The 16,022-nt window shown below is 72.1% G+C and carries 15 protein-coding genes and 1 pseudogene; 6 read left to right on the top strand and 10 right to left on the bottom strand.

Going from position 1 to position 16,022, the window contains the following annotated elements; all coding sequences use genetic code 11:
* The first annotated feature begins 116 nt into the window (after positions 1 to 116).
* Complete coding sequence (locus tag E1288_RS10860) at positions 117 to 884, top strand: transglycosylase SLT domain-containing protein (protein WP_132483898.1); 768 nt, start codon at positions 117 to 119, stop codon at positions 882 to 884.
* 35 nt (positions 885 to 919) lie between these two features.
* Positions 920 to 2,170, top strand: coding sequence for an alpha/beta hydrolase (locus E1288_RS10855; protein WP_132483896.1), 1,251 nt, complete (start codon positions 920 to 922; stop codon positions 2,168 to 2,170).
* Between the two features lie 128 nt (positions 2,171 to 2,298).
* Here E1288_RS10855 and E1288_RS10850 read toward each other — a convergent pair whose 3' ends face one another.
* Complete coding sequence (locus E1288_RS10850; protein WP_132483894.1) at positions 2,299 to 2,673, bottom strand: VOC family protein; 375 nt, start codon at positions 2,671 to 2,673, stop codon at positions 2,299 to 2,301.
* A gap of 196 nt (positions 2,674 to 2,869) precedes the next feature.
* On the opposite strand from E1288_RS10850, the gene E1288_RS10845 reads away from it, so the two are divergent.
* Entirely contained in the window at positions 2,870 to 3,112 is a 243-nt protein-coding gene (locus E1288_RS10845; RefSeq protein WP_132483892.1) for a hypothetical protein, read from the top strand.
* A 213-nt stretch (positions 3,113 to 3,325) separates the two neighbouring features.
* Here E1288_RS10845 and E1288_RS10840 read toward each other — a convergent pair whose 3' ends face one another.
* The 3 genes from E1288_RS10840 to E1288_RS10830 all read right to left on the bottom strand — a co-directional run bounded on the left by E1288_RS10840 (position 3,326) and on the right by E1288_RS10830 (position 5,934).
* Complete coding sequence (locus tag E1288_RS10840) at positions 3,326 to 4,492, bottom strand: S8 family serine peptidase (RefSeq protein ID WP_132483890.1); 1,167 nt, start codon at positions 4,490 to 4,492, stop codon at positions 3,326 to 3,328.
* Positions 4,489 to 5,148, bottom strand: a complete 660-nt coding sequence (locus E1288_RS10835) for a sensor histidine kinase (protein ID WP_132483888.1) — start codon at positions 5,146 to 5,148, stop codon at positions 4,489 to 4,491. Before E1288_RS10835 ends, E1288_RS10840 begins: the two co-directional genes overlap by 4 nt.
* A gap of 126 nt (positions 5,149 to 5,274) precedes the next feature.
* On the bottom strand, positions 5,275 to 5,934 hold the full coding sequence (locus E1288_RS10830) for a response regulator transcription factor (protein ID WP_235883476.1): 660 nt from the start codon (positions 5,932 to 5,934) through the stop codon (positions 5,275 to 5,277).
* 274 nt (positions 5,935 to 6,208) lie between these two features.
* Between E1288_RS10830 and E1288_RS10825 the strand changes: the two genes are divergently transcribed.
* On the top strand, positions 6,209 to 7,372 hold the full coding sequence (locus E1288_RS10825; RefSeq protein WP_132483886.1) for a winged helix DNA-binding domain-containing protein: 1,164 nt from the start codon (positions 6,209 to 6,211) through the stop codon (positions 7,370 to 7,372).
* Between the two features lie 140 nt (positions 7,373 to 7,512).
* On the opposite strand, the gene E1288_RS10820 is transcribed toward E1288_RS10825, so the two are convergent.
* The 4 genes from E1288_RS10820 to E1288_RS10805 form a co-directional block, all read right to left on the bottom strand.
* Complete coding sequence (locus E1288_RS10820) at positions 7,513 to 8,151, bottom strand: DNA-binding response regulator (RefSeq protein WP_132484124.1); 639 nt, start codon at positions 8,149 to 8,151, stop codon at positions 7,513 to 7,515.
* A gap of 70 nt (positions 8,152 to 8,221) precedes the next feature.
* Positions 8,222 to 10,459, bottom strand: a complete 2,238-nt coding sequence (locus E1288_RS10815) for a sensor histidine kinase (RefSeq protein ID WP_132483884.1) — start codon at positions 10,457 to 10,459, stop codon at positions 8,222 to 8,224.
* The gene (gene eccB, locus E1288_RS10810) at positions 10,459 to 11,841 is read right to left on the bottom strand and encodes a type VII secretion protein EccB (RefSeq protein ID WP_132483882.1); all 1,383 of its coding nucleotides are present in this window, start codon (positions 11,839 to 11,841) and stop codon (positions 10,459 to 10,461) included. The genes E1288_RS10815 and eccB overlap by 1 nt, the downstream gene beginning before the upstream one ends.
* A 148-nt stretch (positions 11,842 to 11,989) precedes the next feature.
* Complete coding sequence (locus E1288_RS10805; protein WP_132483880.1) at positions 11,990 to 12,538, bottom strand: TetR/AcrR family transcriptional regulator; 549 nt, start codon at positions 12,536 to 12,538, stop codon at positions 11,990 to 11,992.
* 66 nt (positions 12,539 to 12,604) lie between these two features.
* On the opposite strand from E1288_RS10805, the gene E1288_RS10800 reads away from it, so the two are divergent.
* Together E1288_RS10800 and E1288_RS10795 are read left to right on the top strand one after the other, a co-directional pair.
* On the top strand, positions 12,605 to 14,098 hold the full coding sequence (locus E1288_RS10800) for an MFS transporter (protein ID WP_132483878.1): 1,494 nt from the start codon (positions 12,605 to 12,607) through the stop codon (positions 14,096 to 14,098).
* A 376-nt stretch (positions 14,099 to 14,474) separates the two neighbouring features.
* The gene (locus tag E1288_RS10795; protein WP_132483876.1) at positions 14,475 to 14,678 is read left to right on the top strand and encodes a transposase; all 204 of its coding nucleotides are present in this window, start codon (positions 14,475 to 14,477) and stop codon (positions 14,676 to 14,678) included.
* Positions 14,679 to 14,736: 58 nt separating this feature from the next.
* Here the strand turns inward: E1288_RS10795 and E1288_RS10790 are convergent, their stop codons facing one another.
* On the bottom strand, positions 14,737 to 15,828 hold the full coding sequence (locus E1288_RS10790; protein WP_132483874.1) for a flavin-containing monooxygenase: 1,092 nt from the start codon (positions 15,826 to 15,828) through the stop codon (positions 14,737 to 14,739).
* Between the two features lie 70 nt (positions 15,829 to 15,898).
* Positions 15,899 to 16,022 (bottom strand): annotated as a pseudogene (locus tag E1288_RS48710) (ArsR family transcriptional regulator); the annotation flags it as partial.

Genomic DNA, 16,022 nt, shown 5'->3' with positions numbered 1-16,022 from the left:
GGTGGCGGTCTCTCGGACGCCGTCCGGACCGCGGGATTCCCGGCCGATACACGGCTCCGTGCTGGCCTCGTTGGCCGAGAGCCTGCGAACCCGAACCACCGCAAGAGGAGAGGGCAATGCCAACGCTCACCGACCAGCAGATCGCGGAGCACGCCGCGAACGCCGGCTTCACCGGCGAGGACCTGCGGATCGCGGTCGCCGTCGCGCTCGCGGAGTCGCGCGGGAACCCCGGGGCGATCGGCGATGTGTCCCTGCAGAACGAGGTGTACGGCCCGTCGGTCGGGCTGTGGCAGATCCGGTCGGTGAATCCCGGTCACGGCAACGCATTCGACCAGCGGCACCGCAACGAGGCGGCGAACGCCGACCCGGCGACGAACGCGCGCAACGCCCACGCGATCTTCCAGGCGCACGGGTGGGACCAGTGGTCGACCTACACCGGCGGCCAGTACCGGGAGTTCCTCGGCCGGGCGCGGGATGCGGTCCGGCAGCGCGGCGCGCAGAACTCGGCGAGCACCGGCTCGTCCGCCAGCAACCCGGAAGGTTTCCGCGCCGAGGTCCCGAAGTTCTTCGACGCGGTGGCGAAACTCGTCGAGGGGACCAGGAATCCGCTGCTGAACACCTCGCAGGCGCTGCGGCACGGCGCCGCGTCGCAGGACGCCTTCGGCCGGGTGCAGGCATCGGCCGCGGCGGCGGGCGCGCACCGGTCGAACATCACCAGCAGCTCCGAGGCCACCAGCAAGGCCCTGGACCGCGACCAGAAGTTCCGCGACGACCTCGATTGGGCGGCGCGGCTGATCCGGCAGCACGACGAGCGCGCCACCCGCGCCCAGCAGGCGCAGCACGCCCTGCTCGACGACATCACCCCGCCGACCCTCAGGACCTGAGCGGTCGTCCGGATTTCCCGTGAGGAGCCAGGAGAATGGACCGTTCCGAGCAGACCTCGGTGGCGCGGTTCGCGGTGAACCACGCCGCGCTCGACACCGCTGCGCAGGCGTTGCCCGACCAGGTGGCGGTGCTCGGTGAAGCCCGCCGCAACCTCACCGCGCGCACGCTGGTGACGTCCGCGTTCGCGAACGTGTCGGGCTCGCAGGCGGCCCAGGCCGGCCATTCCGGCAACATCCAGCTGAACGAGCGCGGCCTGCAAGCCGCGTCCAGCAGGCTGACCGGGATCATCGACGGGATCACGGCGTCGAACGTCGCGGTGCGCCGCTGGGACGCCGAGCAGGCCGCCAAGATCCGGCGGCTGAACCCGGACCTGGTCGTCCCGGAGCTGGCCGACGGTCCCTCCGGTGGCTCGGTCGCCGACCTGAACGCCGCCAACCGGGCCCAGATCGAGGCCGCGCGGACGGTGGCCGGCGCGGAACTGAAGGAGTTGGAGGCCAGGCCGGGCCCGGGGGACCGCGAGGCGGAGATCCGGCACCTCCGCGAGAAGATCGCGGCGTACGACGAGATCCTCAACAGCAACACGCAGATCATCGAGTTCGACCCGGCGGGGGACGGGCGGATCGTGGGCCTGATCGGCCGGCTCGACTCCGACACCCAGTCGGTGGCCGTCCTGGTGCCCGGTATGAACACCGGGCTGGAGGACTTCCCGCGCTACGCGGACCGGGTGGGCAGCTTCGCCGGCGCCGACCCGACCGGCCGGACGGCATCGGTGCTGTGGATGAACGGCGACTTCCCGCAGGGCCTGCCCGAGGCGAGCTCCGCGGGCCCGTCGCGGGAGATGGCGCCGCGGCTGGCGGAGTTCGTCAACAACGACCTGCGCCCGAGGCTGGGGGAGGGCGCCCAGGTCACCGTGATCGGGCACAGCTACGGCGGGGCGATCGTCGGCTTGGCCGACGCGGCGGGCATGCGCGCGGACAACGTGATCCACGTGGCCTCGGCGGGGATGGGCGAGGGCGTGACGGAGCTGACCAACCCGTACCCGACGGCCCGGTACTCGGTCACGCTGGAGCACGACCCGATCCAGTGGGCGCAGGGCCGCGCCCACGGGCCCGACCCGGACGACTTCCCCGGCGTCACGCCGCTGCCGTCCAGCCACGACTCGGACGGCTGGTTCGTCCCGGACGTGTCCTCGCACAGCAGCGTCCTGGACCCGGGCTCGCCGTCCTGGCGGGACATGAACGACGTCGTCCACGGCGCCATCAGGGAAAGGCAGTCCGCGCTGTGATCGCCTGACCACTGTGGACCGGCCCACGAACCCGGCCGCTGAGCGCAACCCCCCCGTCGCTCAGCGGCCGTTCCACTTCCCATCGCGCTCGTCGTCGTTCGAGCGACCACTGCCGCTCACGACCCCGGCTACGCCTCCGCCCAGACGCCGAGTTCGTTCCCGCTCGGGTCGGTGAAGTGGAACCGGCGCCCGCCGGGGAACTCGTACGGCCCGTTCACCACCCGGCCGCCGGCGTTGCGCACCGCCTCCGCGGACCGGTCCAGGTCGGTCGAGTAGAGCAGCACCAGCGGCCCGCCCGCTCGCACCTCCTGGTCGGTGCGCAGGCCGCCGACCTCGGGTGCGGATTCGTCCTGCGAGGCCCGGATGCCGGCGTAAGCCGGGCCGTAGTCGTTGAACCGCCAGCCGAACGCTTCGGAGTAGAAGCGCTTGGCGGCTTCGAGATCGGTGACCGTGAGCTCCACGTAGTCGATGGCGTGGTGCCGGTGCGGAGATGACTGGGACATGCCCCGCATTGTGCCCCGGGGCAACGACATCGCGCCTCGAGCGCTCGACAGCCGTGCACGACGTGGTCGGGCTGGAGGGAGCATCACTCCGGCCCTGGAACGGGCGTTCGCCCGGCCCTCCCCAGGCGAAGGACTCTACTGCGCGACCGTCACGACGCATACCGTGAAGCCCGTACGAGCAGGGGAGCGGCACGCCGTGAACGGGACAGTCATCCGCTGGGGGGCGGGGCGCGAACTTCTGATGCGGATCGAACGGGCCCCCACCGGCACCTGGCGAGTCACCTTCCGCGTGCCGGGGCATGACGAGGTGATCGTCGCGTACGACACCGAGAAGGAACTGCGCCGCGACCTCGCGGCCTTGCTCGATGGGACTGCGGAGCCGCCGTTCCACGGGTGGCCCTTACCCCGCGAAGAGGCACACCAAGACCAAGACGAGTGAGCCCCCGCTCGATCACGAGCGCCCGGGGCGCTTGCCGCCCCCTAGGTCGTAGGGCGACAAATGGGTCTTCGCCATGGCACCGAAGGTTCGTTTGGGCAGGTCAACGCCCGTGAGTCTTTCAGGTCGCTATCGCAGCCAAAAAGACTCACGGCCCGTGACCAGCGAAAACATCGAGCCGATCGGTTTCTGGCGGCCAAGTCGGCGGAACTCCGCTCAGGGGGAGCGTCGGGAGCCCGGGCGCCAGCCGCGGGCCTTGCCGAGCCGGATGGTCGCGCGCGCGACGACGGCGAGAGCGGCGGCGGCGACGCCCAGCAGCGCGAGCCAACCCGGTAGCGGCTCGTGGTCGGGCAGCGGCGCCGGGCCCGCGGCCGGACGCACGGTCGCCACCGGCGGCGCCGGGGCGTTCGGGAGCTGAAGCGCGGAAGGATCCTCGGGCAGCTCCGCGGCCACGGCGGCCCCGACGTTCAGCACGCCCCACCCCAGCCGGGGGTCGTGCCCGTTCGGCGGGTGGCTGGCGGTCCGGGCGAGCCGCTCGGAGACCTGCTCGGGGCTCAGTCCCGGCCGGTAGGAGCGCACCAGCACCGCCGCGCCCGCGACGTACGCCGCCGAGAACGCCGGACCGTCCACGCCCCAGCGGTGCCCGAGCCCGCCGCGGGCCCCGGCCGAGAGGCCGGACAGGTCCGCGCCCGGGGCGGCGATCGAGAGGTGCGGACCCGATTCGTCCTGCACCGCCGCGCCGGACGGGTCGAGCGCGCCGACCGCCACGACGCCGGGCAGGCCGGTCGGGTAGGACCGCGTCCCGGGCTCGTTGCCCACCGCAGGCGACACGACCAGCGCGTTGCCGGCCAGGGCATCCCGCACCGCGTCCTCCAGCGCCGGGCTCGTGCGCGGCGCCGGCACGGCGACCAGGATCACCGTGGCGCCCGCGTCCACGGCCCGCCGGATCGCGCCGGCCAGCGCGTCCGGGGCGGGATCGCCGCCGCCGGAGCGGGTTTCGGTGTACCGGATCCCGAGCAGGCGGGCGCCCGGCGCCATGCCCGCGAAGGCCGTCGCCGGGTCGGGCCGCGCCCCGACGATGCCCGCGGCGAAGGTGCCGCGCCCGTCGCAGTCCCCGAGATCGGAGCCCGGCACCACCTGTCCCGGCCCGAACTGGTCGTTGTCCGCGTCGATCCCGGTGCCGACGACCGCGAGCAGCTGCCCGGTTCCGTCGGCGATCGGCCAGGTCCCCGATGCGTCGGTGAGCCGCTGCGCCCACCCCATCGCCTCCCGGTACACACCGGCGGGAGCGGCGCACTGCGCGGAGGCGGGCGGCGCGCCGATGAGCAGGTCGGCCCCGAGCGCCGCGCAGACCGCCGCGGCCAGCGATGCCCCCCGCGTCATGACTGCGGAACCCACAGCGTGACCTGGGTTCCCCAGCCGGGGCGTGATTCGACGCGGGCGGAGCCGCCGACCTCCGCCATCCTGGCGGAAATCGACTCCCTGATGCCGAATCCGGCGTCCCTGCCCGCCGTGTCGAAGCCGGACCCGTGATCGCGGACGACCACCGCGATTCCGCGGTCGCGCTCCTCGACGCGCACGACGGCGCGATCGGTTCCGCTGTGCTTCTGCGTGTTCCGCAGCGCTTCCCGGACGGCGTCGCGCATCGCGGTGCGCCGATGGGCCGGGAGCGTGTCGTCCACGTCCTCCCGGATCAGTTCGGTGTGCAGCCGGTGGCGCGCCAGATCCGCCGCCAGCGCCACCAGATCGGTTTCCAGCCGCGCGCGCCCAGCCTCGGTGCGGGCCATCATGTCCCGCCGCACCAACGCGGCCTGCTCCTTGGCGGCCTGGCGCAGCTCGGCGAGCCTGGCCGGCGCGGCGGCCGCATCCGACGGGGCGGCCAGCGCCAGCGCCTCCAGCGTCGGCAGGACGGTGTCGTGCAGGTACCGGTTCATGACGGCCCGCTCCCGCCTTCGCCCGCGCCGGTACCCGGCGTGGTGCGCGAGGCGGACGCTGACGGTCAGCATCGCCATCAAGCAGATCGTGGACGCGAGGATCATCACGCGCTTCTCCCGACGTCAGGGCCTGTTTCCAGGCTCACCTTGCGTGGCGGTGCGAGTTGCGCAGGCGGGCCGTGCGGCTGCGCCGCTTCGAAGTCGCCGCGCCACCACGTTCCGGACGAGTTCTCAGGCCGGCATCCGGTCGGGCGCCGGGCAGGTCACAAAGCCGTTCTCGATCGCGTAAGCGGTGAGCGCGGGACGCCGCCGCAGTCCCGTCTTGTCCCTGATCCGGTCCAAGTAGGAACGGACCGTGCGGATGCTGATGCGCAGGCCCATCGCGATGTCCTGGTCGCGTTCGCCGGCGGCGAGCCTGCTGAGCACCTCGGCCTCGCGGTGCGAGAGCTCGATGCGCGCGCCGGCGTTGCGCTCCCGCGAGGTGTCCAGCACGACCGCCGCCAGCTTCGGGGCGACGTGGCTGCGCCCGGCCGCGATCTCCCGGATCGCGGCCAGGATCTCCTCGCCCTCGGCGTCCTTGCCGAGGAAGCCCCGGGCCCCGGCCAGCATCGCGCCGACCACCTCGGTGCGGTCGGCCATCGCCGAGACGACCAGCACCGGGTGGCCGCGGCGCACGAGTTCCATGACGGCCGCCGCGCCCCGCACCCCGGGCAACCCGAGGTCCAGCACGACGATGCTCCCGGCGCACCGGCTGCGGGCCGCGAACTGCGCGACCGATTCGGCGACCGCGTCCACTTCGATGTCCGGCGCGTCGGCGAGCATCCGGGCCACCGCCGCGCGGTACAGCGGGTGGTCCTCCACCACCCCGACTCGAATCCGCTTGGTCTCCACCGATTCCTCCCGATTGGATCTCCGCGGAGGACGTTAGCGAGGTCCGCTCGCGCGCGGTGGGGGCCGTTCGTACCCCATTTCCGGGCGGCCGCGGCTGGTCCTGATGCAGTGCTGGCCGATCATGTCGGCGACCCAGACGTCGGGTGCGACCTGGACGAGTCGGTGCCTACCTCGCTGTCATGCAGCAAGCGGCCAGATGATGAGTGCATCCGACCGGGAGGTTTCATGGCGGTGCGTCCGGTGGTTGTCGGTGTCGGCTGGTAGCGATGGGCTCATGCGGTTTGGCATCGAAGGGCGGCGGGCCCGGTTGGTCGCCCGCCATCACCTCGGCGGGACGGCGAGCGATCCGGAGCAGGCGGCGGCCGACGTCGTGGTTCTGCACGCGACCGACCCAGCGACCGTCTTCCTGTCGGTGCTCGCCCGCTGCCCGTCGGCGTCGGTCAAGGACGTCGCCAGGGTGATGTACGGCGACCGCAAGCTGGTCCGGATGCTGGCGATGCGCCGGACGCTGTTCGTGGTGCCTGCCGATCTGGTTTCGGTCGTGCACCATGCCGCGTCGCTGGACATCGCCGGCCAGCAACGCAAACGGCTGGTCCGGCAGCTCACCACCATTTCCACCGAGCCGGAACTGCCCGCCGATGTAGACGGGTGGCTGCGGTCGGTGGAGTCGTCCGTCGAACGGGCGCTGGCGAAACGCGGTACGGCTACCGCAGCCCAGCTGTCGGCCGACGAGCCTCGGCTACGGACCGCGCTGCTGCCGACGTCTGGCAATAAGTGGGACGTGAAACGAAACATCACCACGAACGTGCTGGTGTTGATGGCGGCCGAAGGACGGATGGTCCGCTGCGAGCCGCGCGGATCGTGGACGTCCCGGGCGCACACCTGGGAACCGGCGTCGAACTGGTGGCCGCAGGGGATCCCCGGGCTGCCGGATGCCAAGGCCCGACTGGTCGAGCAGTACCTGCGGCGGTTCGGCCCGGCCACCGTCGCCGACGTCCAGTGGTGGACCGGCTGGACGCTCGGTGCCACCAGGAAGGCCCTCGCCGCGTTGGACACTGTGGACGTCGGCTGTGGGCTGGTCCTGGCCGACGACGCCGTGGCCGACGAGCCTGCCGCCCCGTCCGCTGCGCTGCTGCCCGCCCTCGACCCGACTCCGATGGGCTGGAAGGAACGCGACTGGTACCTGCCTGCGGACTCCCGGCCCCTGTTCGACCGGAACGGCAACATCGGGCCGACGATCTGGTGGGGTGGCGAGGTCGTCGGCGGCTGGGCTGTGCGGCCGGACGGGGAGATCGTTACCAGGCTGCTGGTCGACCGAGGGGCGGCGGCAGCCCGTGCGGTGCAGGACGCCGCCGACAGGCTGCAGCCCCGGCTGGACGGCACTCCTGTGGTCCCGTCCTTCCCGACACCGCTGGAGAAGGAACTCCGCACGGCGTAATCCGGGACAGGCGTGGTCGGTGAGTTCGCTGGTGATGAGCGGGTCGCGTCGCCGGTCGGGTCACGATCGGGGAAGGTGGCCGGGCATGCCGACAGGAATCGCCGGTCGCGGGCCTGCCGGCGTCAGGAGCGCAACGGGGATCAGAGTTCGTCGGCGCGCACCAGGCCGTCCTGGATCGCGCGGGCGACCAGCGCGGCCTTGGTCGGGGCCTCCCGTCCGACGTTCGCGTATTTGATGCGCACCCGCTCCAGGCAGGAGTTGACCCGGTGCACCGTCAGGTTGAGCCGCCGCGCCACCATTTCCTTCGACTCGCAGTGGAACCACTCCAGCAGCACCTCGGTCTCCCGGGGCGACAGCCGGGGCCGGTTCGGCCGGTCGTCGGTGCCGAACGCGCCGGACAGCGACGGCGGCAGGTACGGCGTGTTGGACGCCGCGGCCTGCACGGCGGCGACCAGGTGGTCCTCGCCCTCCGCCTTCGTCAGGTACGTGAAGGCGCCGATGTCCAGGCAGGTCAACACGGTTTCCCGGTCGGCCCGCATGCTGTAGATCACCACCGGGCGGCCGGCGTCCACCAGCCGCTTGAGGTCGCCGTAGGCGGGGCCGGTGATGTCCAGCTGCAGGTCGAAGATCACCACGTCGGCGGTGGCACCGGGATCCAGCCACGCGACCGACACCGCCGGGCCCGAATCGAGCACCTTGATCGGCGGGTCGGCCAACGAGCACCAGGCCCGCACGCCGGCGACCACCGCGGGATGATCGTCTACCACCACGACCGTGATCAACTCCAACCTCCGCTGCTCGATGTCGTGTCATTCCGGGGAATCCCGCCTCGGCGGGCGGGGGAGGACGTCATGTCGGGAGGCTCCACTTCGCCTCGATCCAGATCCGGCCGCCGTCCACCACCGTCGTGGTGACCACGTCGCCGTCGGACCGGGGTTCGGCGAGCACCGGTTCGACGGCCGCGGCCACGAGGCTGACCGTGACGGCGTCGCCGGAGCCGGCCACCGTCACCCGCACCGTGCCGGTGGCGGTGGCCAGGGCGGTGACCGCGGGCTCGGTGAGCTTGCGCCGCACGTCCTTGGGGATCGCCGGGCGCTTGCCGTACTCGGCGAAGCGCACCGAAACCCCTTGCCGCTCGGCCAGTTCTATGCAGGCCCGGAGCTCGTGCAGCAGCGGATCCGGGGTGGAGGCGTCCTCGGCGAACAGGCGGCGCATCTTCGCCGCCTCCACCGAGCACCGCCGGCGGACCGACACGTCGCCCGGGTCGAGGGCGCCCGCGCCGAGGCCGTCGAGCAGCGGAACGGTCGTGCCTTCCAGGTCGGCGTAGCGGTTCTTGCGGTCCTGGTGCAGCTGCCGCGCCACTTCTTCGGCGGTCCGCAGCTGCTCCTCCTCCCTGGCTGCCCGGGCCGAGGACACCGCGAGCGCGCGCAGCACCGCGGCGATCAAACCCATCGCGGTCTGGTAGCTGAGGATCAGCACGGTCGCGTTCACCGCGTCGGAGAACGAGGTCGCGGCGTTCCCGGCGAGCCCGACCTGCACGAAGGTCATCACGTACTGGGCGACGAGGGTCAGGGTGAAGGTCGGGATCCGGCAGTCGAGCAGGAGCAGCGCCACCGTCCAGCCGGCGTCCCCTTCGGACCAGTGCGCGAAGCCGAGCAGGTGCTCGGGCTGCACCGACGCGGTCCCGGCCGCGGACAACGCGAACACCAGCGCCAGCAGTGGCCAGCGCCATCGGCCGATCGGCCGCTGCCTGCGCAGGCTGACCAGCACGACCAGGGTCACCGCGAGGAACCCGGCGAAGGCGAGGAACTGGGTGGGCGCGAAGCGGTAGCCGTCCAGGTTCGCCAGCAGCTTCGGCAGGTCGAGCAGGCACAGGATGACGAGGTTCATCACCACCACGGCCCACTGCATGCCCTGCTGGAACTTCGTGGCGATGATCTCGGCGTCGCCCCCGGCGTCCTCCGCGGCCCGGAGCGGGCACGTCATCCGCACCCGGGTTCCGTCGCCGGGACTGCTGATCACCTGCGCGCTCCCGCCCGTCCGGCGCATCCGCTCCACGAGCGAGCCGGTCACGCCGTAGCGGTGGCCGGAGATCCGGCCCGGGTCGAATCCGCGTCCGGAGTCCACGACCTCCACGACGACGCTGTCGCCGTGCTGGGCGACGGCCACGTCGGCCCGGTCGACCCCGGCGTGCCGGACGACGTTGGTCAGCGCTTCCCGCGTGCCGTGGCAGAGGGCGGCCGCTTCCACCGCGGGCACCACCAGCTCGTCGGGCGCGGTCAGCCGGACCCGCAGCGGCGTCCTGGTGATGGTTTCCCGCAGCATGCCGACGAGATCGACCTCGCCGTCGGACACCTCGGACCGGCCGCGGAGCACCTCCAGGTCCCGTTTCGCCTGCTCCGCAAGCCAGATCTGCCGTTCGGCCACCACCCCGGCGCCGACCATCAGCAGCGTGGCCGACGCGGTGTCGTGCAGGGCCGCGAGGTGCTCGCGCTCGTCGGTGCGCCGCGCCTCGGCGACCGCCGACCGGCGGCGCACCCGCTCGCCGCGGGCGACGATCTGGTCGGCGGTCCGGGCGCCGCGCCGGACCAGCAGGTAGAGCCCCCAGGACAGGCCGGCTTCCATGAACATCCACAGGTGGATCGGCGCGGCCGTCAGCCAGTGCTCGGGCAGCGAGAGCGCCGTCCCGGCCAGGTGCGCGGCGGTGATCACGGCGGTCGCCGCGCCCAGCGCCCCCGCGCCGAGCTGCCAGGGGTAGGCGACCACGGTGATCGCCGCGGCGACCCGGACCCAGCTGGTGCCCTCCGGGCTGGGCGCGGTGGGCGTCGTCCAGACCTGGGTGAGGCAGATCGCGCACATCACCAGCACGTCGACGGCGACCGGACAGCGCGCGGCAGAGCGGGACATCCGGGCGGCGTACCACGCGTTCCACGCGTTGAGCGCCAGGACGATGAAGATGGCCCAGCCGGGTTTCCGCTCGTTCTCCAGCACCAGCGAGGCCCCGCTCGCCACGGCGATCACGACGAAGCGCAGCCACACGGCGTAGCGGAGTCCCAGCCGGACGAGCCCGCGTTCCGCCGATCCCATCAGCCCGGGAACACCTGCCCGGCCAGTGCCGGGTCGAGCACGGCGCCGGTCGGGAACAGCGCGAGCACCGACGCGGGCACGCCGTGCGTCGGCCGGTTTCCGTAGCCGAGCGCGGAAACCGCCTCGTCGCCCGGGATCGGGTACTTCATCCCCGTGTCGGTGATCAGGTACACCGCCCCGGCGGGCACGCCCGGGGCCGGTTCCTCGGCGACGACCGCGCCGGACCCGCCCGGCACGTACACCTCCGCGGCGGTGTCCGGGGTGGGCGCGGTGACGGGGACGACTTTTTCCCCGCCCCGCAGGGGAAGCGCCTGGCCGATCGTGACGCGCTCGCCGGTGGCGCACACCGTCGGCGCGCGGCCTGGCTTGACGGGCTCCGGGCGCCGGTCGGGGTAGCCGTCCTGGCGTTCCGGTGATCGCGGCACGCCGCCGATGTCGGCGGTGGCGACCTCCACCCGGTGCGGGCGCCCGCCGGGGTAGGCGGCGGTGTTCTCCGGCGCGCCGAGCAGCAGGTCCGCCTCGGTCTCGGTGATCACGGCGAGGCCGTCGCGCCGCACCAGGTAGTACTCACCGACCTCGGACACCAGCACCTGCCCGACCGGTCGGGTCTCGGACCCGACCCGGATGCCGGGCTTGCCCGCGTCCGGCACCGCGATGGTGGCCAGATCCCGGCCCGCCGGAAGGGTGTTCAGCCACGCGGGCGCCACCGGGACCTCCTCGGCCGCCGCGTAGCCGAGCGCGACCACGGCACGCTCACCGCCCAGCCGGTACCGGTGCCCGCCGGTCACCAGGAAGCGTTCGCCGGAGGGCAGGCGGGCCAGCAGCGCCTGCCCCTCGCGGAGTTCCGCGCCCGCGCCGCTCGGTCCTAACAGGACGGTGGTGATCGGGGCCTCGCCGCTCGGCCGGCCGGGTGCGACGCGGGTGCAGGCAGTCCAGGCGCCGGTCAGCAGGCGATCGCCGCCTGGCAGCGAATCCGGCGCGCCCGCGATGCCGACCGCGGCGCCGCGGGGCGCGCCGGTCAGCGATTTTGCGGACACCGTCACGGTTTTGCCGCCGTCGCCGCCCGCGAGCAGCCGCGCCGAGGCGTAGTTGAGCGCCGGGTGCAGCAGGCCGTCCTGCCCGAGGACGAACCGCGTTCCGGTCTCCTTCTCGATGATCACCTGGCCGCCCTGGCGCCACGCCTCCGCGCGCGTCGGGGCGAGCAGGCCGATGACGCCGAACACGGCACCCACCAGCAGCGCGACCGCCAGGCCGAGCGCCGTGCCGAGGACGACCCGCTTGGCGGGCGCGACCGGATGGTTGGCGTCGGCGGAGACGAGCGCGGATACCAGTCGTCGGCGGAGGAACCGGTATGCCTGGATCTGATCCCGCTGCGTCCACACCGTGCGACCCCCGCATGGAATTCCCGACGAGCCAAATTTGTCGGGGTGGATCTTACTCAGCGGTACGATCTTTTGTATACGAACTGGGTAACACTCGCCAAGTTCCGGGCGACATACCGAAAAGGTTTCTTCCCGGAAATGGCGGCGATCAGGCCCCGCGCGTCGCCGCGACCTGTTCGAGGATCCGGTCGAAGACCCGGCGCAGCAGGTCCGGGTCGGGGCGCGGCAGGCCGGACAGCGCGCTCAGGTAGAGGCCGTCGCCGACCAGGCGGACGGTCTCGGCCAGCACCGGGTCGCCGATGTAGTCGGTGAGCAGTTCGGACCACCGGTTGAAGACGTTGGCCAGCACCTCGGTGCCGTCGTCGGTGAGACCTTCGCCGCTGCGCAGGGCCGCGATGACCGACCAGTAGAGCGCCGCCTCCTCGTCCGACTCGGGCAGCGAGGTCTGCAGGAAGTACCGGACGACGTCCACGCCTTCTCGGGTGGCCTGGGCGAATTCGGCCTCGGCGTCCTCGTCGATCCGCCGCGTCAGCCCCTGGAGCATCGCCTGCTTGGAGCGGAAGTGGTAGAGCAGGCCGCCCTTGGACACGCCCGCCTCGGCGGCGACCGATTCGAGGGTCACCGCCGCGGTGCCCTGGCGGATCAGGATCCGCTGGAGCGCGTCGAGGATGCGGTCTCGGGTGCTGGTGGCTGCCATGGGTGGCACTGTACCGTCCGGACGGTTACTATACCGTCCAGACGGTACAGTCGAAACGAGTAGAGAATGTTAAAGCTGAATTCGCCTCAGATTTCCCGCAAGCAGTGGACGGCGCTGGCCGCCCTCCTCCTCCCCGTTTTGTTGATCTCGGTCGACAACACGGTGTTGAGCTTCGCCCTCCCGCACATCAGCGAGGAGCTGCGGCCCACCGGCGGACAACTGCTGTGGATCGTCGACATCTACTCGCTGATGCTGGCCGGCCTGCTGGTGACGATGGGCACGCTCGGCGACCGGATCGGCCGCCGCAGGCTGCTGCTGATCGGCGCGACCGGCTTCGGCCTCGCCTCCGCGCTGGCGGCCTTCGCGCCCACCGCCGAGCTGCTCATCGCGGCCCGCGCGCTGCTCGGCATCGCAGGCGCGACGCTGATGCCCTCGACGCTGTCGCTGATCCGCAACATCTTCACCGACCCGCGCGCCCGGACCACCGCGATCGCGGCCTGGACCGCGACCTTCGCCGGCGGCTCCGCCTTCGGCCCGCTGCTCGGCGGGCTGCTGCTGGAGCACTTCTGGTGGGGCTCGGTGTTCCTGATCAACCTGCCGGTGATGGTCCTGCTGCTGATCGTCGGCCCGCTGGTGATCCCGGAGTCGCGCAACCCGGCGCCCGGCCGCTACGACCTGGCCAGCGCGGGCCTGTCGCTGCTGGCGATGCTGGCGCTGGTCCTCGGCATCAAGGAGTTCGCCGGCGGCGGCGCCCTGGCGCTGCCCGCGGTGGCGGTCGCGGTGATCGCCGGGTACGCGTTCGTGCGCAGGCAGCGCAGGCTGGACGCCCCGATGCTGGACCTGGCCCTGTTCCGCAACCCGCGGTTCAGCGTCGCGGTCACCAGCAACCTGCTGGCGGTGTTCGTGATGGTCGGCGGGCTGTTCTTCATGACCCAGTACCTGCAACTCGTGCTGGGCATGAGCCCGCTGCGCGCGGGCCTCGCGCTGCTGCCGGGCATCGCGCTGTCGGTCCTCGGGTCGCTGGTGGCGGTCCGGCTGATCCGCCGGGTCCGGCTGGCCGAGCTGCTGGGCGCGGCGATACTGGCGACCGCGCTCGGCTACCTGCTGATGGTGCTGCTGCCCGCGGAGGGCGGCACCTGGCTGGTGGTCGTGGCGTTCATGGTGGTCGGCCTCGGTGCAGGCATCACCGAGACGGCGACCAACGACACCATCATGGACAGCGTCGCCCCCGAGAACGCGGGCGCGGCCTCGGCGATCTCGGAGACCGGCTACGAGCTGGGCGCCGCGATGGGCACGGCGATCCTCGGCAGCGTCCTGACCGCGGCCTACCGCGGTCGCGTCGACGTCGCGGGCGTCCCGGAATCCATAGTGGACACAGTCCGGGACACGCTGGGCGGCGCGCTGTCGGCGGCTGCAGAGCTGCCGGTGGAGCAGGGCATCGCGCTGCGAGAGTCGGCGGCGCACGCCTTCACCTTCGGCGTGCACATCACCAGCGCGGTCGGCGCGGTGATCCTCGCCTACGCGGCGGTCCAAGCGTGGTGGGTCCTCACCCGCCGCTGAGGACGACCGAAAGTTCAACGGTTCCGCCGACGACGGGGCCCGTGAGTGTTTTGTGTTGCCACAACAACACAAAACACTCACGGCCTCAAAGCGGCGCTCCAAAAAGGGCTCCGCGCAAGCTCCTCCCAAAGGCGCGCCGGTGCCTGACACGGGTGGCGTTTTCGCGCGAAACCGGCGCTCGCGTGAGGGCGGAACGCCGGTTTCGCGCGAAAACGTCGCCCAGCGTTCCAGACGGCCGCATCCCACACGTGCCTGCACACAGTTCTGAAACGGCCCTAGTACAGCTCGAACGCAGCGGGCGATGGCGCGGGCCTTGACCTCCTCGGGCAGCTCCTCGGCAGCCAGCAGGCCGGGCAGCAGCTCGGGTTGCGTGCGAGTGACCCGAGAAGAGATCGGTCTCGGGTGGGTCACGCCGCACGCGTTCCGCCGCACGGCTGCCACGCTGCTCGACGACGTCCTGGGCCATGCCCGGCCGTCGATGACCCAGGACCACTACCTGGGGCGTGGAACTGTCAATCCGGCCGCCGCGGCTGCCCTCGATTCCGCCTTCCGGCAAGGAGAAAAGGTCGATGACCGATGACCAGCCTGAGCCTGAGATGGCGAACGGTGTCCTTCGTCAACGCCACGCCATTGCCCTGCTACGCCCGCGCACGCGCTGAGCAGCACGATGCCGGGGTTTTCGCGCCCTGGGCTTGTTTGATCAGGTGGTCGGCGACGTAGTGGGCGTCGCGTGTGACGCCGCGGAGGGTGGCGGAGGAGAAGCTGGTTTGCCATTCCAGGCCGACGTAGCCGAGGCCGGGGCAGGTGTGGGAGATCCCGCGGCGCTGGCGTGGTGCGCCGGTGGCGTCGAGGGCGCCGAGGTCTTGGAGGTAGGTGACGTCGGGGTGGTAGCCGGTGGCGAGGATGAGGGTGTCGATGGTTTCGCGGGTGCCGTCGGCCCAGGTGACGGTGGTGTCGTCGAGGCTGGTGAACATCTCGCGCCGGTCGGGGCGGCCGGCGGCGATCGCCGCTTTGTAGGCGCCTTTGTCGGAGATCGGTGTGGTGGGCGGGGTGCGTAGCCAGGGGCCGATCGGGAGGATGTCGAGTCGGGTGGTGGCGGTCCACCAGTGCAGGTCTTTGCCGAGCAGGGTGGGGTTGGCGAAGCGCAGGGGCGTGCGGCTGGCGATGGTCGTATGGGCGTGGTCGGCGAGTTCGACGGCGATCTGGATCGCGGAGTTGCCGCCGCCGACGATGACGACGCGCTGGCCGGTGTAGGCGGTGGGGTCGCGGTAGTCGGCGGTGTGCACGACGGTGCCGGTGAAGCGGTCGAGGCCGGGCAGGTTCGGGTGGTGAGGGAGGCTGAATCCGCCGCTGGCGGCGATCACGATAGGCGCGGTGTGCGTGCTGTGTCCGGTGTGGACGGTGTAGGTGCCGTCGATCGCGGTCACGGACTGGACGTGGTGGTGGGTGCGGATGTCGGCGTCGAGGGTGGCGGCGTAGCGGCGGAGGTAGTCGATGACCTCGTCGCGGTGCGGGTAGCGGTCGGGATCACCGGGGAAGGGCACTCCTGGGAACGCACTGAAGCGCGCGGGTGAGAACAGGGTGAGGCTGTCGTAGTAGTGCGGCCAGGAACCGACCGGTTCGGGCCCGGCTTCCAGCACAACGGGGCGGAGGCCGCGGGAGCGGAGGGCGTGGGCAGCGGCGAGGCCGGACTGGCCGCCGCCGATGACGATGACGTCGTGGTCACTCAAGTCGGGCACCTTTCAACGCCCCATCACCCAGTGCGGGGTGACGGGTCAGGGGAGTGTGGGATGTGTCGGGTTAGTTGTCGTCGCAGGCGCGGCGGCGTTCCAGGAAGACGGTGTCGCGCCAGGCGCCGTGGTGTTGGGCGATGCGTTCGCGGATGCCGACGGTGCGGAACCCGGCGGAGTAGTGCAGGGCGAGG

Origin of the sequence: Saccharopolyspora elongata (assembly GCF_004348985.1) — a bacterium.
Classification (GTDB): Bacteria; Actinomycetota; Actinomycetes; order Mycobacteriales; family Pseudonocardiaceae; genus Saccharopolyspora; species Saccharopolyspora elongata.
This window is presented reverse-complemented; position numbering and strand designations above follow the sequence as displayed.